The 21,829-nt window shown below is 59.4% G+C and carries 18 protein-coding genes; all 18 read right to left on the reverse strand.

What is annotated here, in order from left to right; all coding sequences use genetic code 11:
- Positions 1-12: 12 nt before the first annotated feature.
- Positions 13-1,437: a serine/threonine protein kinase gene (locus AC6I8V_RS12865; protein ID WP_497842634.1), complete on the reverse strand. Its 1,425-nt coding sequence runs from the start codon at positions 1,435-1,437 to the stop codon at positions 13-15.
- Between the two features lie 29 nt (positions 1,438-1,466).
- Positions 1,467-4,073 carry a type VI secretion system ATPase TssH gene (gene tssH, locus AC6I8V_RS12870; protein ID WP_497842635.1) on the reverse strand — a complete coding sequence of 869 codons (2,607 nt, stop codon included), beginning with the start codon at positions 4,071-4,073 and terminating at the stop codon, positions 1,467-1,469.
- 52 nt (positions 4,074-4,125) lie between these two features.
- A complete protein-coding gene (tssG, locus tag AC6I8V_RS12875) occupies positions 4,126-5,175 on the reverse strand; it encodes a type VI secretion system baseplate subunit TssG (RefSeq protein WP_497842636.1) in 1,050 nt (349 codons plus the stop codon).
- On the reverse strand, positions 5,172-7,046 hold the full coding sequence (gene tssF / locus AC6I8V_RS12880) for a type VI secretion system baseplate subunit TssF (RefSeq protein ID WP_497842637.1): 1,875 nt from the start codon (positions 7,044-7,046) through the stop codon (positions 5,172-5,174). Before tssF ends, tssG begins: the two co-directional genes overlap by 4 nt.
- A 2-nt stretch (positions 7,047-7,048) precedes the next feature.
- The gene (gene tssE / locus AC6I8V_RS12885) at positions 7,049-7,624 is read right to left on the reverse strand and encodes a type VI secretion system baseplate subunit TssE (RefSeq protein WP_497842638.1); all 576 of its coding nucleotides are present in this window, start codon (positions 7,622-7,624) and stop codon (positions 7,049-7,051) included.
- Positions 7,614-8,441 carry a type VI secretion system accessory protein TagJ gene (locus AC6I8V_RS12890; RefSeq protein WP_497842639.1) on the reverse strand — a complete coding sequence of 276 codons (828 nt, stop codon included), beginning with the start codon at positions 8,439-8,441 and terminating at the stop codon, positions 7,614-7,616. Before AC6I8V_RS12890 ends, tssE begins: the two co-directional genes overlap by 11 nt.
- 16 nt (positions 8,442-8,457) lie before the next feature.
- Positions 8,458-9,426, reverse strand: coding sequence for a hypothetical protein (locus AC6I8V_RS12895; protein WP_497842640.1), 969 nt, complete (start codon positions 9,424-9,426; stop codon positions 8,458-8,460).
- 10 nt (positions 9,427-9,436) lie between these two features.
- Entirely contained in the window at positions 9,437-10,228 is a 792-nt protein-coding gene (locus AC6I8V_RS12900; protein WP_497842641.1) for a PP2C family protein-serine/threonine phosphatase, read from the reverse strand.
- Positions 10,225-12,060, reverse strand: a complete 1,836-nt coding sequence (gene tagH, locus AC6I8V_RS12905; RefSeq protein WP_497842642.1) for a type VI secretion system-associated FHA domain protein TagH — start codon at positions 12,058-12,060, stop codon at positions 10,225-10,227. Before tagH ends, AC6I8V_RS12900 begins: the two co-directional genes overlap by 4 nt.
- Before the next feature lie 262 nt (positions 12,061-12,322).
- Positions 12,323-12,718 carry a lysozyme inhibitor LprI family protein gene (locus AC6I8V_RS12910; RefSeq protein WP_497842643.1) on the reverse strand — a complete coding sequence of 132 codons (396 nt, stop codon included), beginning with the start codon at positions 12,716-12,718 and terminating at the stop codon, positions 12,323-12,325.
- A gap of 276 nt (positions 12,719-12,994) precedes the next feature.
- Positions 12,995-13,237, reverse strand: coding sequence for a pesticin C-terminus-like muramidase (locus tag AC6I8V_RS12915; protein WP_497842644.1), 243 nt, complete (start codon positions 13,235-13,237; stop codon positions 12,995-12,997).
- 135 nt (positions 13,238-13,372) lie between these two features.
- Positions 13,373-13,612: a peptidoglycan-binding domain-containing protein gene (locus AC6I8V_RS12920; protein ID WP_497842645.1), complete on the reverse strand. Its 240-nt coding sequence runs from the start codon at positions 13,610-13,612 to the stop codon at positions 13,373-13,375.
- A gap of 63 nt (positions 13,613-13,675) precedes the next feature.
- The gene (locus tag AC6I8V_RS12925; protein WP_497842646.1) at positions 13,676-14,158 is read right to left on the reverse strand and encodes an Hcp family type VI secretion system effector; all 483 of its coding nucleotides are present in this window, start codon (positions 14,156-14,158) and stop codon (positions 13,676-13,678) included.
- Between the two features lie 186 nt (positions 14,159-14,344).
- Positions 14,345-15,844, reverse strand: coding sequence for a type VI secretion system contractile sheath large subunit (tssC, locus tag AC6I8V_RS12930; protein ID WP_497842647.1), 1,500 nt, complete (start codon positions 15,842-15,844; stop codon positions 14,345-14,347).
- Positions 15,841-16,374 carry a type VI secretion system contractile sheath small subunit gene (tssB, locus tag AC6I8V_RS12935; RefSeq protein WP_497842648.1) on the reverse strand — a complete coding sequence of 178 codons (534 nt, stop codon included), beginning with the start codon at positions 16,372-16,374 and terminating at the stop codon, positions 15,841-15,843. The genes tssC and tssB overlap by 4 nt, the downstream gene beginning before the upstream one ends.
- 72 nt (positions 16,375-16,446) lie before the next feature.
- Entirely contained in the window at positions 16,447-17,460 is a 1,014-nt protein-coding gene (gene tssA, locus AC6I8V_RS12940) for a type VI secretion system protein TssA (RefSeq protein ID WP_497842649.1), read from the reverse strand.
- Positions 17,461-17,472: 12 nt separating this feature from the next.
- On the reverse strand, positions 17,473-18,186 hold the full coding sequence (gene tagF, locus AC6I8V_RS12945) for a type VI secretion system-associated protein TagF (RefSeq protein ID WP_497842650.1): 714 nt from the start codon (positions 18,184-18,186) through the stop codon (positions 17,473-17,475).
- A 14-nt stretch (positions 18,187-18,200) separates the two neighbouring features.
- Entirely contained in the window at positions 18,201-21,827 is a 3,627-nt protein-coding gene (tssM, locus tag AC6I8V_RS12950) for a type VI secretion system membrane subunit TssM (protein WP_497842651.1), read from the reverse strand.
- Positions 21,828-21,829 lie beyond the last annotated feature (2 nt).

Below are 21,829 nucleotides of genomic sequence, written 5' to 3' on the forward strand. Positions count from 1 at the left end.
TCCCTGAATAAATTAACTGTGTGGGTCAAGCAGCCAGACACCTTCTGCGCCGATGGTCAGCGTTTGCTGGCGTGCGCCGTTCTGACCCCGGATGGAGAAGGTGTAGTTGCCGGGTGCCAGTTGCAGGGCGGCAAAACCGTTAGCCGCCGGGACCAGCGCCTGCTGTTTGCCATTGACCTGCACCTGCTCACCCGGTTGCAGCCGGATATACACCTGCGCGACCGGCGCGGGCGGCGGAGCCGGTTCCGCTGGCGCTGACGTTTGCGGTTGCTGCGCAGCCAGCGGTTTTTCTGCCGCTGCCGGAGCCGTCGTGTCAGCGGCCAGCGGCAGCGATTCAGGTGGCGGATTGGCATCCTGATCGCCACCGGCCACCAGCAGGCCAACGCACAGCCCCAGCAGCACGCCCGCCGCCACCAGTCCCGGCAGCGCGAAACGGTGACGCAGCAACGCTTTCACCGGCGATGGCGGCGCATCCTCCGCCACCTCTTCAACCGGCACCAGCATGGTGCCCGGACCGGCGATCGGCGGTTCCGCAGTCTGTTCCGGCAGCGCCATCAGTTCAGCGAAGGCATCGATGCTTTGCGGGCGATCTTCCGGCTTCAGCGCCAGCGCCCGATCCACCGCGCTCAGCAGTGCGACGGAGTAACCCGCCGGGCGGCGCTGCGTCAGCGGCAGGTAGTTATCTTCGATACTCCGCACCACGCTAACCGGCGGTGGCGCACCGGCGATCAGCGTATGCAGCACCGCGCCCAGTGCGTAGATATCCGTCCAGGCACCCTGCTCGCTTTCATCGTTGTCGCTGTATTGCTCAATCGGCGCGTAGCCCGGACGCAGCATGGTTTCGCTTTCGTCAGACAGGTTGCCGATGGTCATGCGTGCGGAACCGAAATCCAGCAGCACCGGCTCGCCACTGCTCTGGATCTGGATGTTATCCAGCGAGATATCCCGGTGCAGATAACCGGCGTCGTGAATGGTTTTAATCGCCCCGAACAGCGGCGGCAGCAGGCGGCGAATCCAGGCTTCATCGATCTGCTGCGGATGACGCTGGCGCAGGCTGGAAAGCGTGGTGCCGCTGTAGAACACCGTGCCCATATAGGCGGTGTCGTTTTGTACCCAGAAGCGCAGTACGTGCAGCAGGTTGGGATGGTTGAAGCGCGCCAGCAACCGCGCCTCCTGAATAAAGCTGTTCAGTCCGGCATGGAAGGTTTTGCTGAAGCGTTCGCTGCGCAGCACCAGATTCAACGCTTCGCTGCGCACCGCCAGTGAGGCAGGCATAAACTCTTTAATGGCGATGTCGCGTTCCAGCTGATGATCCCAGGCGCGATAAACAATGCCAAAGCCGCCGCCGCCGATGACTTCCTTAATTTCAAACTCATTGAAGCGGTAACCCAGCGGCAAGGCATTTGGGACATTGAGGTGATTATCGTGTTCCGACATAGACGAAAACTCTCTGATAACGAACGGCTTTAAACAGCAAACTGGCAGACAAACTCACCCTGCTCACAGCGCACCTGCACCCGGCGATAGCGTTCATCGCGGGCATGGGCGCTGAGCAGCATCTGGCTCATTTGCGGCAACAGGGTATTGGTGAGAATGGCATCGACCATCCGGCCACCGGATTCGACTTCGGTGCAGCGCTGCACGATCTGGCTGATGACCGAGGCATCTATCTCCGCCTCGATAGCGTGATTCTCCGCCAGACGACGGACGATGCGCGCCAGCTGCAAACGGACGATCTCCGCCAGCATCGCATCGCTCAGCGGGTAGTAAGGCACCACCAGCAGACGGCCGAGCAGCGCCGGGGGGAACACCTCCAGCAGCGGTTGGCGCAGCGCCGTGCTGAGGGTCTCCGGCTCAGGCATCAGCTCGGGATCGGCGCACAGCGCGCCGATCAGCTCAGTACCGACATTTGACGTCAGGATGATGAGGGTATTGCGGAAGTCGATATGGCGCCCTTCGCCATCCTCCATCCAGCCTTTATCAAACACCTGGAAGAACAACTCATGGACGTCCGGGTGCGCTTTTTCGATTTCATCCAGCAACACCACGCTGTAGGGACGGCGACGCACCGCTTCGGTCAGCACCCCGCCTTCACCGTAACCGACGTAGCCCGGCGGCGCGCCTTTCAGGGTGGAGACGGTGTGCGCTTCCTGGAATTCGCTCATATTGATGGTGATGATGTTCTGCTCGCCGCCGTAGAGCGACTCCGCCAGCGCCAGCGCGGTTTCGGTTTTCCCGACGCCAGACGGACCGCACAGCATAAATACGCCAACCGGTTTGTCCGGGTTATCCAGACGCGCGCGTGAGGTCTGCACGCGTCTGGCAATCAGATCCAGCCCATGACGCTGACCAATCACCCGCTGGTTGAGGGTATCGGCGAGGTTCAGCACCGCATCGATCTCATTTTTCACCATGCGGCCCAGCGGAATGCCGGTCCAGTCAGCCACCACCGCCGCCACCACGCTGGCATCCACGGCGGCGAACAGCAAAGGTTGCTCACCCTGTAAGGCGCGCAGCTGCTGTTGGATGGCATCCAGTTCGCTGCGCAACGCGCTCTCCCCTTCGCTGAGGCAACGCGCACGCAGGGCGATCAGCTGATCAACCAGCTGCCGCTCCTGCTGCCAGCGTGCGGAGAGCGCATCCCGGCGGCTGACCAGCTCAGCGCGCAGTGTCTCAATGTCCTGCTGGCGCTGTGTCGTATCCAGCCCGACGCTGGCCTCGCGTTGCGCGATCGCCGCTTCAATCTCCAGCGCGGCCAGCCGGTGCAGACAATCTTCCAGTGCCGCCGGTTGCGCGCCCTGACTGACTGCCACCCTGGCACAGGCGGTATCGAGCAGCGCCACCGCCTTGTCCGGCAGCTGGCGTGCCGGGATATAACGGTGCGACAGCTTCACCGCAGCGCTCACCGCTTCATCCAGCAGCAGCACCTGATGATGTTTTTCCAGCGCGCTGACGGTGCTGCGCAGCATCAGGATCGCTTTGGCTTCATCCGGCTCCTGCACCTGCACCGTCTGGAAACGACGCGTCAGCGCCGGATCTTTCTCGATATATTTTTTGTATTCCGCCCAGGTGGTGGCCCCGATGGTGCGCAGCTGGCCACGCGCCAGCGCCGGTTTCAGCAGGTTGGCGGCATCACCGGTTCCCTGCTGGCCGCCCGCGCCCACCAGCGTGTGGATCTCATCAATAAACAGCACCATCGGCGTCGGGCTGGCCTGGACTTCATTGATCAACGCCTGTAAACGCGCCTCAAATTCGCCCTTCATACCAGCACCGGCTTGCAGGATGCCGATATCCAGCAGCCACAGCTGCACATCGCGCAGTGGCGCAGGCACCTCTCCCGCGGCAATACGCAACGCCAGCCCTTCCACCACCGCCGTTTTGCCTACGCCCGCTTCACCGGTCAGCAGCGGGTTGTTCTGGCGGCGGCGCATCAGGATATCCACCATCTGGCGGATCTCGTCGTCGCGACCGGTGACGGGATCGATGCGTCCTGCACGCGCCCGCGCCGTCAGATCCTGCGCGTACTGCGCCAGCGCGCTGCTGCCCGCCGCCGCCGGAACGGCCTGCGCGCCGGGTTGCACCACCGCCTGCTGCGCTTCTTTGCTGTTGGCGAGAAGCGTGTCGAACTGCTCCAGCAGCACGTCAGCATTGATGCGCGCCAGCTGCGGCGAAATGCCTTTCAGCACGCTGGCGAGATTGAAGGTTTTCAGTATGCCGATCAGCAGATGGCCGCCGCGGATGCGGCTGGCGCCATACTTTAGCGAGGCGTAAACCCAGGCGCGTTCCACTGCGCTATCGATGTGTTCGGCGAGATCGGAAACCGCACTTGCGCCGCGTGGCAGACGGTCAAGCGCCGCGACGATATCCCGCGTCAGCGCGTTTTCATCCAGTGAAAAATGACTGATGACCTGCTGAAGATCACCATCCTGCTGCTGCATCAGCTGGTGCAGCCAGTGCACCAGCTCGACATAGGGATTGCCGCGCAGTTTGCAAAAGGCGGTGGCGCTTTCCAGCGAGGAAAATAACAGCGTGTCCAGTTTACCGAATAACACGGCTCGGCTGATTTCTGACATATCGGGTCTCTGTAATAGAAGAAGCAGCTATGGGACGGGAAAAGCGATTGGGCTACAGCGGAGCGGCCTCAACCTCATAGACAAAATCTTCGCGATCGATCGGCTGCGCGGGCTGCCCCAGCCAGCTGGTGTAGCCCAGACGGGCGCTGCCGCCTAAGGTCACGCCCTGCACCGCGCTGGCGGCGAGGATCAGGCTGAGTTCCCACGCCATTTCAATCCCAAGGTAGTGACGCACCCAGTCGCGCACTTCGCGCGCGCCCTGGCCGTCCGGCAGGAAATGCGCGTATTGTTCAGCGCTCAGCGGCCCAAAACGCAGGCGGAAGCGGTGCTGGACATCACGCACCACCACCCCAAGAAAGGCGGACTCTCCAAGGCGCGGCATACGTCGTCCGGCGCCGAGACGCGCCTGATCGCGGCTATCCAGCGTCAGCCACTGCGGCACGTTCTGTTCCAGCGCCACCGGCACGCCAAAGTAGTGGCGCAGAATACGCACCAGACCCTGCGCATCGTGTCCATGACGGCTGAGATGGCCCACCAGCATCAGTCGGGCGTGCAGGCTGAGCGAGCTGGCCTGCTGCTGAGCGGGCAGACCGATCCCGGCCAGACAGGCCAGATAGTCCTGAAAACGCCGGTCATCATGGCGATCCAGCGACGCGGTAGGCTGCGCATCTGCCCAGGCGCGATAGAACAACAGCGTGGCGCGATGGTGAAACAGGTCGGTAAAGGCCGAGAGGCTGTGGTCCTGATGATGGTCGATGCGATCACGCACATACTCGGTGAGGTGGATCGGCAGCGCGCCGTTGGGGCCAAACAGGCCAAAACTGTAGATGGCGATCTCATGGCGGTCGTCCTGCTCGCGCGTATTCACCTTTGCCACCGTGGCCGGGGCAAAGGCTAACGATGGCGTCTGGCCGATACGCACCGTTTCAAACTTCGGCAGAGGCGCACGGCCCAGCGCATAACGCTGGCCGCTTTGCGCATTGAGCCGACGCAGCAGCTGAAACAGATCGTACCGCCAGGGCGCGGCCATCACCCGCTGCCAGAAATCGTCCGGCAACCGGCTGGCGCGCGGCAGAGAAATGATCCGGGCGACGTCACTCATAGCAGCGCCTTTTTGCCCATGCGCGGCGGCCAGTAGCCGATTTCGCCGCGCTGCTGGCTGCTCAGGGTGAATTCGGTGAAGCTGTTCAGCGCCACCAGCCGCGAGAAGACGCGTTCCAGCACGCTGCCAAACAGCCACGGGCTGGCACCTGAGAACACCTGCTCATCCACCTCCAGCGCGATGCTCACGCCGCGCCCGAACACCACCGGCCCTGGCTCAGGCACGCGACGATGTACCGCTGTCAGCTGGCAGTGGCGGATACCTTCGATCTGCCGCGCGACCGGCGCTTCCGCCAGATTGGCGTACAGGCTCAGCAACTGGCGCAGCGCCTCCGCGCCCTCCCCGTCAGCGCTATCCATCAGGCTGAGATAGTTCATTTGCAGATGGCTAATCAGTCGCCATGACGCCAGCCCTTCGGCCAGCGCCGGACGCGGCGGCGTCGGCCCTTTGCACAGCGTCAGCTGGCTGACGGGAATCGAATCCGGCATCACGAAATTGCCCTGATCCTGTTGCAGCAGCATCAGCGGCAGATCGCGGCTGGTGCACATCACCTCCGCCGACAGGTAGCGCATCTCTTCGTGCCATGGCGTGTGGTGTTCATCCACCAGCGAGAGGAACACTTCGGAGCCGATATAACCGGTACGGGTGCCATAGCGCTGGGCATGTTCCGACAGGGTGCGCTGCTCGCGGCGCAGCGAGAAATAGGCACCGTAATCGCCATTGTCCGGGCTGAAGGTGCTCCAGAACGGACGGAAGACCTGCTCCTCACGGCGGCCCTCCACCGTGGCGAACAGCCGCTGCACCGAATGCACTTCGTAGTCCAGCGGACGGATGTTATCGACCACCAGATGATATTCGTGCTGGCTGTCGCTGACCTTCAGCCGTTCGGCGGTTTTCGGGAACAGATTAATCACCGGCGTACAGTGCAGCGCCAGATGGCTGCGATCGACCACGCTTTCCAGCCCGGCGTCGGCTTTATCCAGCAGGATGATGATGTCAAAGGCCTGCGCTGTGTCACAACGGCGCAGGAAGGCGGCCAGCTGGTGCAGACTGATAAACTGAAAACGCGCCGGGAAGGCAAAATATTCCTGCAACAGCCGATAACCATCGAAGTTGCGCAGATCGTCCGACAATAACGCCTGCTCAGGCGCAAAGCCTTCCTGTTGCAGGGCGTCATCGCTCAGAACCTGGCGCAGCGGCTGCGGCTCCACCGATTGCAGCAGCAGGCCCACGCGGTGCTCCATCAGCAGCTCCAGCAACCGGAGTGCCTCGATATCCGGCCCGCTGAGGTAGAGCAGCAGATCGTCCAGATTCAGCTGGCTGAGGGAGGTCAGCCCCTCGCACTCAATGCGCACCCGCAGCGCGCTGGTGGCACCGGGGCCACTTAGCTTCAGCTCGCCCAGCGGGATGTCCCCCGGTACGCCGCCAAGCTGCACGTCGCTGATGCGCAGTGGTTGCAGCATCACGTCATGCGCGGTGCTGTAGCTACAGGTGACGCCGGTTTTTTTCAGGCTCTGGCTCTCCATCATGGTGCCGCGCGGCACCAGAAAGCCGTTGCTGATATCCCCTTTGCGGCTGTCCGGCGTCAGCTGGGCGATCGCCATCGACGGCGTCGGCGCCAGATACCCCGGCGCAATCATCTCCAGCAGCCGCTGGGAAAAGCGCGGGAATTCGGCATCCATTTTCAGCTGCACGCGCGATGTGAGAAACGCGAAGCCTTCCATCAGCCGTTCAACGTAGGGATCGGCGATATCCATGCCGCGCATCCCCAGCCGCCCGGCCACCTTGGGGTAGCGTTCAGCAAATTCCGCGCCCATCTCGCGCAGGTAGGCGAGTTCGCGGTTGTAGTAGTCGAGCAGTTTACTGTCCATGCTTACCCCGCATCCTGTAGTTCGAAATGACCGCTCTCCAGATCGATCTGAGTGCGGAACAGAAACTCCAGCGGATATGGCACGCACCACAGGCGGCCTTTGATCTCAATTGACAGCACGTTGTGCAGGTCGAGCGCGGTCAGGTCGCTGACGCAGCGCACCTGCAACCCCTGCGGCAGGATGCGCGGTTCGAAGTGCAGAATGGCGTCGGTCATTTTGCGCTGGATATCCTGCCATTCGATATCGGACATATTCTGCCCGGCCAGCGGAGCGACGCCGAAATTCCACACCGAACGCTGCACCTCGCTAAACACGCTGAGATCCTGCTGGGCTTCGTTGTTGATGGTGTTAAACAGCCACTGCAAATCGCGCAGCACATGGCGACGCAGCGTACTTTGCGTCGCCAGCATACTGTTGGCTGGCTCGCTGCGTTTGTCCGGGGCGTTGTCGGTCAGACGATCCAGCAGCGATAACTGCATCCTGTCGCGGGCGGTCAGCGTGTCGCGGTTTTTACGCGCACGATAGCCGCCATGCAGCTGGGTATAGCCGTCAGGCTGCGCGCGGGGATCACGACTCATAAGACGGCCCGCTGTCGCTGAACGTCAGGCATTGCAGCGCCAGCAACGGATAGTCGGCGCTGTCGCTCAACCAGACTTTCTGGCCGTGGCCGATAAACTGGCTGTCAGCGCTGCCCAGCGGCTGCCATTCGGTAACGCTGGCGCGCAGCAGCGGTTCACTGGCGGTTGCCGTCAGGGGATAGCGCGCCGGGATCTGGCACACCTGCTCGCTGCCATCCACCAGCGCGACCCGCGTATGGCGCCAGACCAGGTCGGTGACGCTGGCCGGTGGCTGAAACTGCATCTCACGGATGGCGGCAAACGGCACCCAGTAATAGTGACCGTTAACGATGACTTCACACACCGGGCCAAAGCGGCTGTCGCCATCCATCAGCCAGGCAAAGTCCGCCTGCTGCGCCTGCTGTTCCAGCGTGCCGGGATTGGCCGCGGCCTGTTCCAGCGCCTGCTGACGCAGCGCTTCGCCGCGTGCTTCATCGCCCGCCACCTCGGCCTGCAACGCCGCCAGCAGCGTTTCGCACCACATCCAGGCGCTGCCCGGCAGCTGCGGCTGCGCCTCGCCACGCAGCATGGCGTCACGCTGTTGCTCACCGGCAATCGCCTGTTGCAGCAGCGTGACGGTCGGCTGTGCCTGCGGGGCTAACGCCAGCCAGGATTGCAGCTGGGTTTGCGCCCGGCTCCAGTTACCGGCCAGACACAGCAGCTGGACAAAGGCGGCACGTAAATCGGCATTGGTCGGACTGGCCTTGATCTGTGCGGTGATGCGGGTGAGATTGTCGGCCAGTGACGCGGAAGCCAGGCGTTGTTGTAACGAGTCCATGCAGGCTCCTGTTGCGTTAGTTAAGGGTGCGGTAAACGGCGGCGGCGGGATCTTTCAGTTCGGGATGCAGTTGATCAACCAGCTGCACTTTCAGCGGCGAGGCGCTGTTCAGCCACGGCGACCAGACCTTGCGCACCTCCTGCAAGCGGGCACGCAGCGCGCTTTCATCGCCCGCAGCGCTGGCGGCCATTTTTACCACCACCTGATCCGCTGCCTGCCAGCCGTTGAACTGCGGGCTGAACGGCAGCACCAGCCAGCTATCTGGCGATTTCTCATCGCTCAGCACCATGCGTTCACGGTTGACCGTGACAATGTTCAGCTCGCTGCTCGGCAGGCTGTGGTTCAGCCCGGCAACCGGGAAGCCTTGCAGGAAGGTGACAGCGACGGAGGTTGCCGCGCCGGAACCCATTTGCGTCAGGGTACTGCTGCCACTCAGCCAGCCATCCTGAGCGCAGCGTAAACCCTGTTTCGCCGGGACGAAGATGGCGCTGGACTGCGCCGGTTGCTGCCACCAGGTACGGAAGCGGCAACCCTCCAGCAGGCTGAACTGCTGCCACGGCGTGGTATCGGCGGGCGGCGAATTTAATTGCGGCGCGGCGGGTGCGGCGGCGGGTGCGACCGCAGGCGCGGGCGGCTGATCGATGACCGGCTTCCACGCCTCTGTCCGTGCGGCGATCCCCTGCGCCAGCCGGTTGCCCTGATCATCGTTCAGCTGCCAGTGCAGCTGCTGCAACGGCTTACACTGCGAGGCCATCAGCCCGGCCACGCGTGGCAGAAACCCCGCCAGCACCGCAGCATCTTTTTCACCTTTGGTAACAATGCGCAGATCCACACTCTTCTTACACCAGCTCGCCAGCTGATTATCTTTTACGTCATCAATCCAGATATCCAGTTTCTGTGCCGGGGACTGAACAATGCGGTAGTTCTCTGCAAAGGCGTGTGTACTCAGCAGCAGCGCAGCCAGACCCAGTAATCCATATTTCATGTTGGCGTTCTCAATCGCGAAGAGGGAAAAACTGCGCCGCGTCGGACAGCGAGTGCAGTAAGGTGGTGTCTTGTGGTGAACCAACCCACACGGCCAGCGCACTGAAGTTGTCCTGCTGACCGCTTTCCGGCTGGTCGTTTTTAATGATTTGCTGCATCAGCGTCAGCCACTCTTCCGGCGTGTTCACCATGTGCAGGGATTGCTGCATCTGTTCCAGCGTGACGCCATGCCAGAAACCATCGGTGCACAGCAGAAAGGCGTCACCGTCTTCCATCTCCACCACGTCGCTGTAGCTGGCATCGCGCTGCTCATCCCCCATGCCGAGGGCAAAATAGAGCAGATTGGTGTTGATGCCCTCGGTCTGGTGCCCGGCATCTTTCATCTGCTGCACCAGGCTGTGATCGGTGGTGACGTGGTAGAGATAACCACGGCGAAATAAGTAGAGGCGGCTGTCACCGGCGTGCGCCCAGTAGGCTAGCTTGTAATCACGGTCGATAAACAGGCTGACCAGCGTGGTGCCCATACGGCTGTGCTCGCTGCGGGTTTTCTGCTGCTGACGAATGGCGTAATTGGCGTGGTTGACGTAGTCACGGATCGCCTGCGCATTAAGATGCGCATCACCGTTAAAGGCACCCATCAGGCTGTTGCGGGCGATGTCGGCCGCCACATCGCCGCCGGGGAAACCCGCGACGCCGTCACACACCACAAAGCAGGCGGAACGCTGGCCGATGATCTCACCGGTTTGATCCTGATTGCTGGCGCGATCGCCCTGATTAGACGTGGAAGCAATAGTGATATTCATGTCTCATCCGTGTGGGTTTGTGAGTCTTTGTACTGATTAACTTCCATGTCGTAGGCGTGCAGAAAGGCTTCACCAAACAGGGTATGAAAGTCGTCTTCAATCTCTCCGGCGGTTTCGCCGTAGCGCTCAACAAAGTGTTCCCACAACGCCGCTTTACGGCTGCCTGGCAGGCCAAGACGCGAGACCGATCCCGCCTGACGGGCTTCCTCCTCCAGTTGATCCGGGTTAAAGGATTGCAGCATCGAGGCGATGATGGCGCGGATACCGGCAATCATCCCCAGCTGATGCGCCTGCAAATCGATTAACGCATCGCGCACCGCCTGACGGGGCGGCATAAAGCCGGGCATCCGGCTGCCGAACATCTGCATCAGCACGGTTTTGCCCGATGGCAACAGTTTGAAGGGGTTGTTGGCATCGTCGAGGATCACCGTCATATCCGCTTTCACCCCACGCTTCAGAATCGAACGCGACGAAAGCAGCGCCACCGTGCCCTGCGAGAACATACTGAGCATCTGGCCGAACTGACGCATCTGATCGCGATCGAACTGCGGTGTCGGCTGGAGATCCTGTAAACCCATGCCTTCCAGCAGCGCATCAAGCAATTCGCCTTTTAACGCGTCGCCACTGCTTTGCGCCGCGCCACCGCTTTGGCTGCTGGAAGCGACCGGATCAATGCGCAGCCGTCCTTTGGGGGTCGGTGACGGCGTGCGCTGCACGGCCTGCGGCGTCGGCAGCGTAATGCCGCCATACTCCAGCGGAGGCTGGCTGGTGGCTGGCTGGTCTGGCTCGTCTTCCTCGGGAAGCGCTGGCCCGGCAGTCGCTGCGGTTGCGGTCTCGTCAAATAACGGTGAGCGGCTCAGATCGGCCAGATCGACCTCAGGCGTCTGTGCGCCGGGTTTCGGTTCGGCTGGCGTCTCCGACGGCGGCGGTTCGCGCGGCGGGATCTCCGGCTGTGCCAGCGGGATGGCGCCCCCCATCATCAGACCGAGTGGATCGTCATGATGACGTGGGTCCGGTGTGTTCTGGCTGCCAAACAGGCTGAGCGGGTCCAGCTCCGGCGGTGTGGTTTCGCTATGCGGCGGCACGGGCGCGCCGTTCTGTCCTGGCAGCGTGCTCGGCGTCCGGTCGTCAAAGATGCTTTCCTGGGCGAACAGCGCGTCGTCATGATCAAACAGGCTGGTATTTTTCGGCTGCTGGCCGATATCCAGCGGCGCACTGCTCATCAGCTGCGCCAGCGGATCTTCCGGGTTGCGATCCACCGCCGCCGGTGCGGTTAACGGATGTGCTTCCGGCAGTTCGGGTGCAGGTTTGTTGCGCTTTGAAAGGTCGTCGGAGATGGAGAACTCTTTCGCCAGACTGTCCCAGATTTCACTCGGGATCGCCGCCGTGCTGCTGGCCGCAGCAACCGGCGCTTCAGCAACGATCGTGGTGGGTTTGGCCGTCAGCAGCGTCGGCTGCGTCGGCTGCGTCGGCTGCGTCGGCTGCGTCGGCTGCGTCGGCTGCGCGGCATGAGTCGCATGGATATCGTTAACCAGCAGCTGATAGTCATCAATACCAAGAATATCGCCATCCTGTAATTCCACCTGCCGTCCACGTTCCAGCGGAATATCGTTCAGCAGCACGCGCGTCACATTGCCGCGATTGGTCAGGCGGCATTCGCCATCCGCGGTAATATGCACAATCGCCTGCAAACGGGAAATGGTGCGATCATCATCGGGCAGCACCAGATTATTATCGACACCGCGACCAATGGTGCCGCCGGGGGGAAGGAAATCAAATAAGGTATGGGGCGGCTGGTGGCCGGGTTTAGTCGTTATTATCGTAAAGCGCATAACGGGTTCCTGCGGTTAGCGGTTCGTATTAGAGGAAGCGTTTTTATGACTGGTAGCGACGCGATTTATCGCGCTCTTTTCGGAGGATTGATTCGCTGTTTAAAGCCGCGCAATAAATCGCGCCGCTACGGAATGCGTGCATTTACAAGGTAAACAGCAATGAGATAGTCACAAGAAAAAAGAAAGTGGCCAGAAGAGATTTATTTACGCAAACGATGGCCCCAAATAAAAGGGCCAGTAACAAGAAACAACTTAGAAATGATTATTCATAAGGAATAGTTTTCAGCTGTTCCACACGTTCCAAATCGATTCTGGCGACACATTTATCTGTAAGCGTATCGTGAGTAATGGTTCCTTTCTCAGCCATAAAAGACTCAAGATTACATTGACCATCACGATACTTCAGCCAACCACGCTGAGAGTCTGTTAACATTGACGTGTAGCTTTGCAAATCTGCTGGTGAGGCGGAATACTCAGCATCGATTCTTTTCTTTGCATTTCCATATTCCTGATTCAATTGTTTCTCAGCGTCAGCTTTAGAGGATTTATAACAGGCATTGATTTCTGCGTCGCTGGTTGCGTTATTACAGTCATCTTTAGCGAATGCTGAAACCTGATACAAAGATGCGACCATCGCCAGGAGTACAATCTTTTTCATTTAGCTTATCCTTTTTGCTTGAGGTACTGAACGCGCTGGCGTCCTTTCTCATAAGATTGCATAACCGAACTTTTTGTATATAGGTGATCAGCTCGTTCACGTCATTGTGCATACCTGCTTTCATCGGGCTGGCTCCCTTCGTAAAGCCCTGATACACAAAATCGACCAACACATCTCTGATCGCCGGTTTAAGCTGATTCCATTCAACCGCATCATTAAAGGAGGATGTCCAGTTACGGTAATTATTCGCTGCACGCTGTATATAACCGGGATAGATCAACTCAAACAGATTTTTTGCATGGCATGACTGATTTCACCAATGGCATTTCTATTTTTATCGACAAATATCTTTGCCTGACCCCCTTTTAAACCGGATCCGGAGGCAATCATTCTTGCCTGGCTGTCAGGCACACCTACACTGGTAAGATCCTTATAGCTATCTGCTTCTTTCCTGCTGCCAATATCATATCCCTGACCGATAGTAACACCAGATAATGCAGTCGGTGGCCAGTGGATCATGCGGCTAAAAAATGCGCTGCCTTTAATATCGTTACCTTCCGCATCAAAAGTTACCTGGCCAAATTTAACTTTTAATACACCAGCGACATTTTCATATTTTTGCGGCTCAACGGGAACAACGGCCGGTGCCGGGGTTCAATTTCGTGAATCTTCAGCCGCTAAGGTGCGGAAAGTTTTACCGTTAACATCCACAACCCCATCGGGTTTTGCCATAAATTGCTTTTGCAGATGAAGGATATAATGGATTGTTTTCGGCCCACAAACCCCATTTTCACTCAATTTGGCTGAAAACTTCTTATTCAGCAGATTTTGAAAAATCTTAACATCCTGAGAATTATTAACACCCTGAATATCTACTGAATGATAAATTTTCATGAGCACATCCTTATCCTGATAAAAATTAAACCGGGAGACGCAAGGTGTCTCCCGGAGAGCTAATTAAGCCTCTTTATTTTCTTTAATATTCCATCCGGCACTGCTTTCTGCGCCTTTACCACCAGAAGAACTTTGCTCCCAGTATTGCTGTTTCACCTGCGCTGCCTGGAAGGAGTAAGTCACCCCCACGGTATCACCGTTATCAGAACCGGTGTACTGCACTGAAGTCACCAGTACATCTTCCAGGGTGATACGGGTGTATTCCACCTGCTGGCCGCCTGCCTTACACACGGATACTTCAACTTTCGTCAGATGTTTGCCGCTGGCACAGGCTTTTAAAATAGCCGTAGTGGATTTATCAATTAACGCATTAATTTGCAGATCGTTGAAATTCACTTTACCTGCACCGCCGCCACCACCCACAGCCATATTACCTGGCTGGGTTGCGCCCCAGGTAAAAGAGGTAATATCCGTCCAACCGGTGTGGTTTGAATCCTTGGACTCACCCGTCACACCATCAGCTTTTAAAAACATATCAATAGCCATAATTATCTTCTCTTGCTTGATTTACGTTCTGCTCTGATAAGCATCGTTATGGCAAACAGGAAAGCATGGGGCTGAATAAAACAGTCCATATTTTACCTCTGCCTCGGTTTCTGAATAGTTGCTACATGGTTATTCAGAGGGGTGCACGCCCTGACAGGCGTGCGTTATTCAGGAAGATTTCAACCATCAATTATCTTTCGACTTCAGTGACGGCAGTTTCGAGACCAGACGCAGTGAAACAGTCAGGCCTTCCAGCTGGTAGTGCGGACGCAGGAAGAATTTTGCCGCGTAGTAGCCCGGATTATCCTCCTGCTCCTCCACGTTCACTTCTGCCGCTGCCAGCGGTTTGCGTGATTTGGTTTCCTGTGACGAGTTGGCCGGGTCGCCGTCTACGTAGTTCATCACCCAATCATTCAGCCAGCGTTCCATCTCATCGCGCTCGCGGAAGGAACCGATTTTGTCGCGCACAATGCACTTCAGATAATGGGCAAAACGGCAGCAGGCAAACAGATACGGCAGGCGGGCCGCCAGACGCGCGTTGGCGGTGGCATCGGCGTCGTGGTATTCCGCCGGTTTCTGCAACGACTGCGCGCCAATAAAGGCGGCGAAGTCGGAGTTTTTACGGTGCACCAGCGGCATAAATCCGTTTTTCGCCAGTTCCGCTTCTCGACGATCGCTGATGGCAATCTCGGTCGGACATTTCATATCCACGCCGCCGTCATCGCTCGGGAAGGTATGGCATGGCAGATTTTCTACCGCCCCGCCCGATTCCACGCCCCGGATGGACGTACACCAGCCGTACTCTTTGAACGAACGGTTGATATTGGCCGCCATCGCATACGCGGCATTGCTCCAGGCGTAGTTGTTATGATCGGAACCGTCGGTCTGTTCTTCAAAATCATAACTGTCCACCGGATTGGTGCGGATACCGTAGGGCAGACGCGACAGGAAACGTGGCATCACCAGGCCGAGGTAACGCGCATCTTCCGATTCACGCAGGCTGCGCCAGGCGGCATATTCGGTGTTCTGGAAGATTTTGGTCAGATCGCGCGGATTCGCCAGTTCCTGCCAGGATTCCATCTGCATCACGCCCGGCGCGGCACCGGTGATAAACGGACAGTGCGCCGCCGCGCCGATGCGCGCCATTTCACCCAGCAGCTCCACATCCTGCGGACCGTGATCGAAGTAGTAATCCCCCACCAGGCAGCCAAACGGCTCGCCACCGAACTGGCCATATTCCTGCTCGTAAATCTTCTTAAACAGCGGGCTGCGATCCCAGCCAACCCCTTTGTAGCGCTTCAGGGTGCGGCCAAGTTCCTGTTTGGAGATGCTCATAAAACGGATTTTCAGCATCTCATCGGTTTCAGAGTTGTTCACCAGATAACTCAGGCCACGCCATGCGCTTTCCAGTTTCTGGAAGTCATCGTGATGAATAATCTGATTAACCTGCTGGGATAATTTCTCGTCAATTTCCGCAATCAGCGCCTGAATGGTGCGGTAGGAATCGTTGGAGACGGTCACGCTGTTTTCCAGCGCCTGTTGCGCCAGAGTTTTCACCGCGTTTTCCACCGCTGCGCGCGCCTGATCGTTCTTGGGACGAAACTCTTTGCTCAGCAGCGCGCTGAACTCATCCTGGCTAAAGCTGGCGCCGCCCGCCAGCTGTTGCTGTTCTGAACTCTGGCTCATTCCTGTTCCTCCTGGCCTTCGGTCGCGTCGGCCTGCTTCGGCAGATGGGTTAACGCCTGCAACAGCGTCGGATCATGCAGAATTTTGCCGATCAGTTCTTCCGCACCATTTTTGCCATCCATATAGGTCAGCAGATTGGCGAGCTGGATGCGCGCTTCCAGCAGTGTGTTCAGCGGCTCGACGTTGCGGGCAATCGCATCCGGCGAAAAGTCCTCCATGCTTTCAAACGTCAGATCGATATTGAGTTTGCCCTCGCCGCTCAGGGTGTTTTCCACCTGGAACGCCGCGCGCGGCTTCAGCGCCTTCATGCGCTCGTCGAAGTTATCAATATCGATCTCAAGAAATTTACGATCATCCACGGCAGCCTGCGGCTCCAGTGGCTTACCGGCAAGATCCGCCAGGACGCCCATCACAAACGGCAACTGAATTTTGCGTTCCGCGCCGTAGATCTCCACGTCATATTCGATCTGAACGCGGGGCGCGCGATTGCGGGCAATAAATTTCTGCCCACTGGATTTCATTGTGGCCATGGTTTTCTCCATAAATGATGCGCGGATAGAGGCGCGCAGGTCTCACTGCGTGATGATGAGGTGAACGCGGCGCTAGTCACGGCGTCCGAAGATGTTTTCCAGCTGATGTACGCCATCCGGCGCCAGGTCACGGATGATGTCCATAAAGTCGAGTTCGATCAGTCGCTGAACGCGGCCAATCAGTAACGGCGCCGGATGGCTGGGTTCATGCTGTGCGAAGTACTGCTTGACCTTTTCCAGCATCAGTTGCGCATCGGCGCGTGTGCCGAGCTGCGCACTGCGCCAGTCGGGGGCGCTGCGCACCGCTGCGGCAGGGGCGGCGTCATCACCCGACGCAGCGCTGTCGATGTCCGGTTGCAACGTACTCGTCTCGGCAGGCTGACTATGGCTGACCAGCAGCGCGACGCTTTTTTGTAATTGCGCCATATCGGGCACGGCGCTCTCACCCAGCCGTTCGGCCAGAATTTCCCGAATGGTTTGCAATCGTTGATGAATCTGCAACACCGCTTCGGCGGCGGGTTGTCCCTCCTGCGCCAGTTCATCCGTCAGACGCGTCAGGCCGCCGGGATAGTCAGCCACTTCAGTTTTGCTGCCGTCGCACAGCGCCGCCGCATCGCGCAGGGTGATGCCATCAGAGGCGTAGCGCAGCAGCCACGCCTGTCGTACCGCCGCCGTCAGCGACGAGTGATCGCTCAGCAGCGCCAGCGCATTGATGCGATAAAACGGATCTGATTCGCCCTGCTCCTCGAGACGCGGCCACAGCGGTTCCCAGTACAACAGCAGCGCCTGTTCAATCAGCTTTAGCCCCTCGGCATAGCCCGGCAGGCCGCCGAGATTGGCCCAGGCGTGGGTCAGCGCCAGCATCACGCGCAGATCCTTGCTGCGACCCAGCAGCTCGGTAGCCAGCTTTTCTACCTTGTTCCAGTCAGCCGGTTCCGCCGGGATGATGGTGTCGCCAAACTGCTGCTCGGCTTTACCGGCACAGGCCTGCTCCATCGCCTGGAAATCAGCGTGGTATTCCAGGTTATCGCCGCAGGGATCGTCATTACTGACTGGCGCCAGTAGCGCCTCAAGATTGATAGTCATGCGGTTTACGCCTCAGGATTCAAACATGGGGGGATAAAGTCCGTTTCGTCCGGGTTTTGCACCACCGGCGGGATCAAACAGCAGCGAAAACAGCTGGGCGGTAAAGTTGCCGCTATGCACATGGGTGTACAGCGGGAAACCGTCGCTCTGATTGGTCCACCAGAAACTGGTGTAAAACTGAGGATCGAAGCTGTCGGCAGGCAGCTGCCAGCTGAGGGTCGACACGCTGCCGCCGTCGCCGAGAATATCGAGAATGTCCGATGGCTCGCGCTCCTCCTGCTGCTGGGGCTGCGGAATGCTGAGCAGCGCCTGATCCAGCTGATCCGGCGTGCTGCCCCCCTGCACCACCCGCAGCAGGGTATTGCCCACCTGCTGATACCAGTCGCCGGAACGCGCCAGCAACGAAGGCGACCACTCCGCCGGGGTGAAGTGGCGTAGCGCGCACAGCGGATAGTGGCGTCCGACGCTGTCGCGCGAGGCGGTCAGGCTGCCCATCTGGATCAGCTGGCTGCCGAGCATCGGCGGCACGACAAAATTCCATACCGGTGCGCTGAGAAAGGTGCGCGACGGCGCCTTGTCCCCGTCTGCGCTGGTTTGCCAGTGGTGTAAACCCACCTGAAACCAGTTTGACCATTGCCGTAGCAGGGTGTCGGGAAAGCGTCGCTTAACAAAATCACCCGAATTAGGCAGTTTGCCGTACCAGCCGGGTGCTGCGTAATGCGTCATCGTAAGGCTCCGATTCAGGGGCAGCTAAAGCCGGGAAGCTGGAACGGATTGCGAATGCTGCCAGGCGTAAACGACAGCGTGACCTGATGGCCTTCAACGTTAAAGCTGGCCTCGCGCGTCAGGCCATCCGCCGCCGTCTGTCTGGCTCGGTCGAAAAAGCGATTCAATGCCCAGGGGCCGCTGGTGACCAGCGTTGAGGTGGTGCCGTTGGTTAAACCGAGCTGCATACGTACCTGGCTGGTGCCGCCGGGGCCGGGCCAGCTGACCATCTGCACCGCCTGCGGGCCGTGGCTGTAGCGCAGGATCTGACCGTCCACATCCAGCGTCAGGTTGAGGATATCGTTATCCATTTTTACCGTGCGCAGCGTCACGCGGAAGCCAGGCGTGGTCGCGCCATTGGCGAAGAAAGCATCACGAATTGACTGCGCCTGCTGGAACGGGCGCAGCAGCGCTTCACCACCCGGCAACGTTTTGCCATCAATGCCCGGCGTAAAGCGCCAGGCCGCATGGGTGGTATCCACTTTGCTGGCGAGATTAGCGCGGAAGAAGCTGTCCATCAGGCCGCTGCCGGGTGCGAACATGCGGGCCAGATCATCCGGCGTGACTTCGCTGCGGCCGCTGCGCACCAGCGGATAACGGCCCGCGATCGCCTGCTGGCAGAAGCTGCCCACCTCCATCTGGATACGCTTGCGGACGTTATCCATATCGCGACGCTGGGCATCACTGCTGGCGCCCACCGCCATGCTGGAGACCATATTCTGCAACGAACCCGGTAAGCGGCCCGCGCTGGCCTGCACGCGGCTGATGGCATCGCCCGAGGGCGGCGGCATCCCGCTGTTGGCCGCATCCTGCACCGCGGTGAGATAACGATAGAGATCATCAATCTGATGCAGGAAGTCGTCCACCGCCAGCACCTTGCTGCCCTGCTGCAACGGCTGCGCCAGCTCGATAATCGGGGCGAAGTGCGCCGCCACCACCTGCTCCGGTGCCGGATTGCTCTGGCCCTGCGCCGCACTGGCGCGCGGGGCGCTAAACAGCGCTTCCAGCGTGCGGGTGGCGCTGTTGCCGGAGGACGATGCCGGCTGCTGAGCCGTCTGCCCCTCCGTCTGTGGCCGGGTCAGCGTCAGCATTTTGCTCAGGTTGATCACCAGCTGGCGCAGCGGCGAATGGTTGCCGGAAAGCAGACGCGCGGTATTGATGCGCTGCGAGAGATCGGCGCTGTTGTTAAGCTGGATATCGCTGAGGAACTGCTCCCACTGACGAATGTAATCCTGCATATACAGCTGACGCACCGCCAGATCGGTCTGCTGGCTATTCTCCTGCTGCGGGGTTTCCCCCAGCACCCAGCTATCATCCTGATACAACGCCTGCGTCACCGGCGCGATCTGCTTATCGACGTGCTGCCAGTAGCCGTCCGGGGTAAACAGGCCAGAAACCCCGTCATTGACCGATTTGCCGCTTTTGCGCGAGAACACCAGTTCGCTCTGAGGACCGCCCAATGCCGCCAGCGTCACCGGTTGCAGTGCGCCATCACGTTGCAGCAGACGCTTCAGGCGTCCGTAAACGCGCTGTGATAGCGGCATCTGATTAATCAGCGCCTGCTCGCGCTTTACCAGCGCATCATCCTTCGCGTAAGGCGAGGACTGAATTTGCGTTTCCAGCAGCTGTTGCAGATGCCACGCCAGCTGTTTTACTTCTTCCTGGGTAACATTCTGCGGCAGCTCGCGCGTGATATTCAGCATCAGCCAGGCTTGCAGGAATTTGCCGTCATAATGCTTCGGCTGATACAGCATCTGATATGCCTTCAGCGCCTCATAGCTGTAGTCGGCATCGCTGCCGTTGTCATTGCGCAGCCAGCGGGTGATATTTTGCGCCACCTGCGGCAGCAGCAGCTGTTTCAACGCTTTGTTGTACAGCGTCTGGCTGGCATCGCTCACTTCAGTGCCGCGGTACAACCACATACGGCGCGTCAGCGGCGGATCCTGCAACGAAAAGTCTTTGCTTTCAGGCAGATGCAGCAAGGTGTTGAGATACGGCACCAGCGCAAACAGGTCGCCGGTGCCGTTGCGTTGTAGCTCGGCACCCATCTTTTCCACCTGCGGCGTTTTTGCTGCCATCTCCTGCAAATAGGCTTTGTTTTTGCTGTAGCTGGTCAGCCACAGCGCACCGGCAATCAGCACAATCACCAGCAGCGCCAGATAGCCGAACCACAGGCTGGCGCGATTGCGCAGCTCCCACCAGCGATTGCTGGCCGCCAGCCCGGACTCCTGAAACACCACGTCTTCCAGCACATCTTTCAGGAAGAAACTCTGTCCTTTGTTCTGCGGGATCGGCGCGTCTTTTGCCACCTGGTCCCAGCTGCCGGACTCCCCTTCACGCTGGCCTGGCAGATGCAGGGCGCGAGTCAGTTCGCCCATCACGCGGTCAAACGGCAGCCCTTCCTGGGTGCCGCTGGCAAAGTAGATACCGCGCGGTGAGAACTGGGTTTCGAAATCAGATCGGGCAAATAGCGTTTCGAGCGCATCCGCCAGCAACGGCCGGAGGGCGGCAAACTCCTGCGGAAAGAGATAACTTTCGGCGCGTGCCTGGGCATCGCTCTCCGCCAGCAGGGTGTCGGCCAGCCCGGCATCGAGACGCTGTTGCAGCAGGGAATACTCCTGCTGAAACTGGCTGCTGAATTCAAAATCGGCGGTGGACGCCTGCGCCCAGGGGAAGGTAAAGCCCCAGATCTGTTCGCGCTGCGCTTTATCCAGCCCGGCGAAGTAGCTGCGGAAGCCTTTAAGCAGGTCAGCTTTGGTCACCAGGACATACACCGGGAAGCGAATCCCGAGGCGATCGTGCAGCTCCATCAGCCGCTGACGCAGGGCCAGCGCCTGAGCGCGCAGATCCTCCGGCGTTTGCGTCAGCAGGTCCGCCACGCTCAGAGTGACGATGACGCCGTTGACCGGCTGGCGGCCACGGTATTTGCGCAGCAGCGCGAGGAAATGGTGCCATTCGCTGGCATCGCGCTCCTGCTGGCTCTCCTGGGTGGTGTAGCGTCCGGCGGTATCCAGCAGCACCGCTTCGTTGGTAAACCACCAGTCGCAGTCGCGTGTTCCGCCAATGCCGCGCAGCGCCGCCTTACCAAATTTGTCGGCCAGCGGAAATTGCAGGCCGGAGTTAACCAGCGCCGTGGTTTTACCGGCACCCGGCGCGCCGATGATCATGTACCACGGCAGTTGATAGAGATACTGACGGCTAAAACGTTGCGCCCAGAAAGGGGTTCCTTTGCCGTTGTGACGCTGGAAGTGCGCCTTTTTCAGCATATCTGTCGCTTCGGTAAAGCGACTCGCCAGCACCTGTTCCTCATTGGTGAGGCGTTTGCGATCCTGCGGCGGGGCATCCGGCTGCCCGGTTTCCAGGCTCGACATCAGCTTACGGTTGAGCCACAGGTTATACAGCCGCGGGATCGCCTGACTCAGCCCCCACACCAGATAGAGCAACGCGATGCTGATGGCGCGATTCTGTTCCGGCTCCAGCGGCCGGGAATCCACAATGGAAAACACCGGGCCAATCACCCAGATAATGAACGACAACGCGGTGATACCGACAAAGCCCCAGGCAAGGCGACTGGTCAGTAGCGCGAAAAGCATATTCAGCATGG

The organism is Pantoea sp. X-Soil-TKNS-1207, assembly GCF_059730485.1.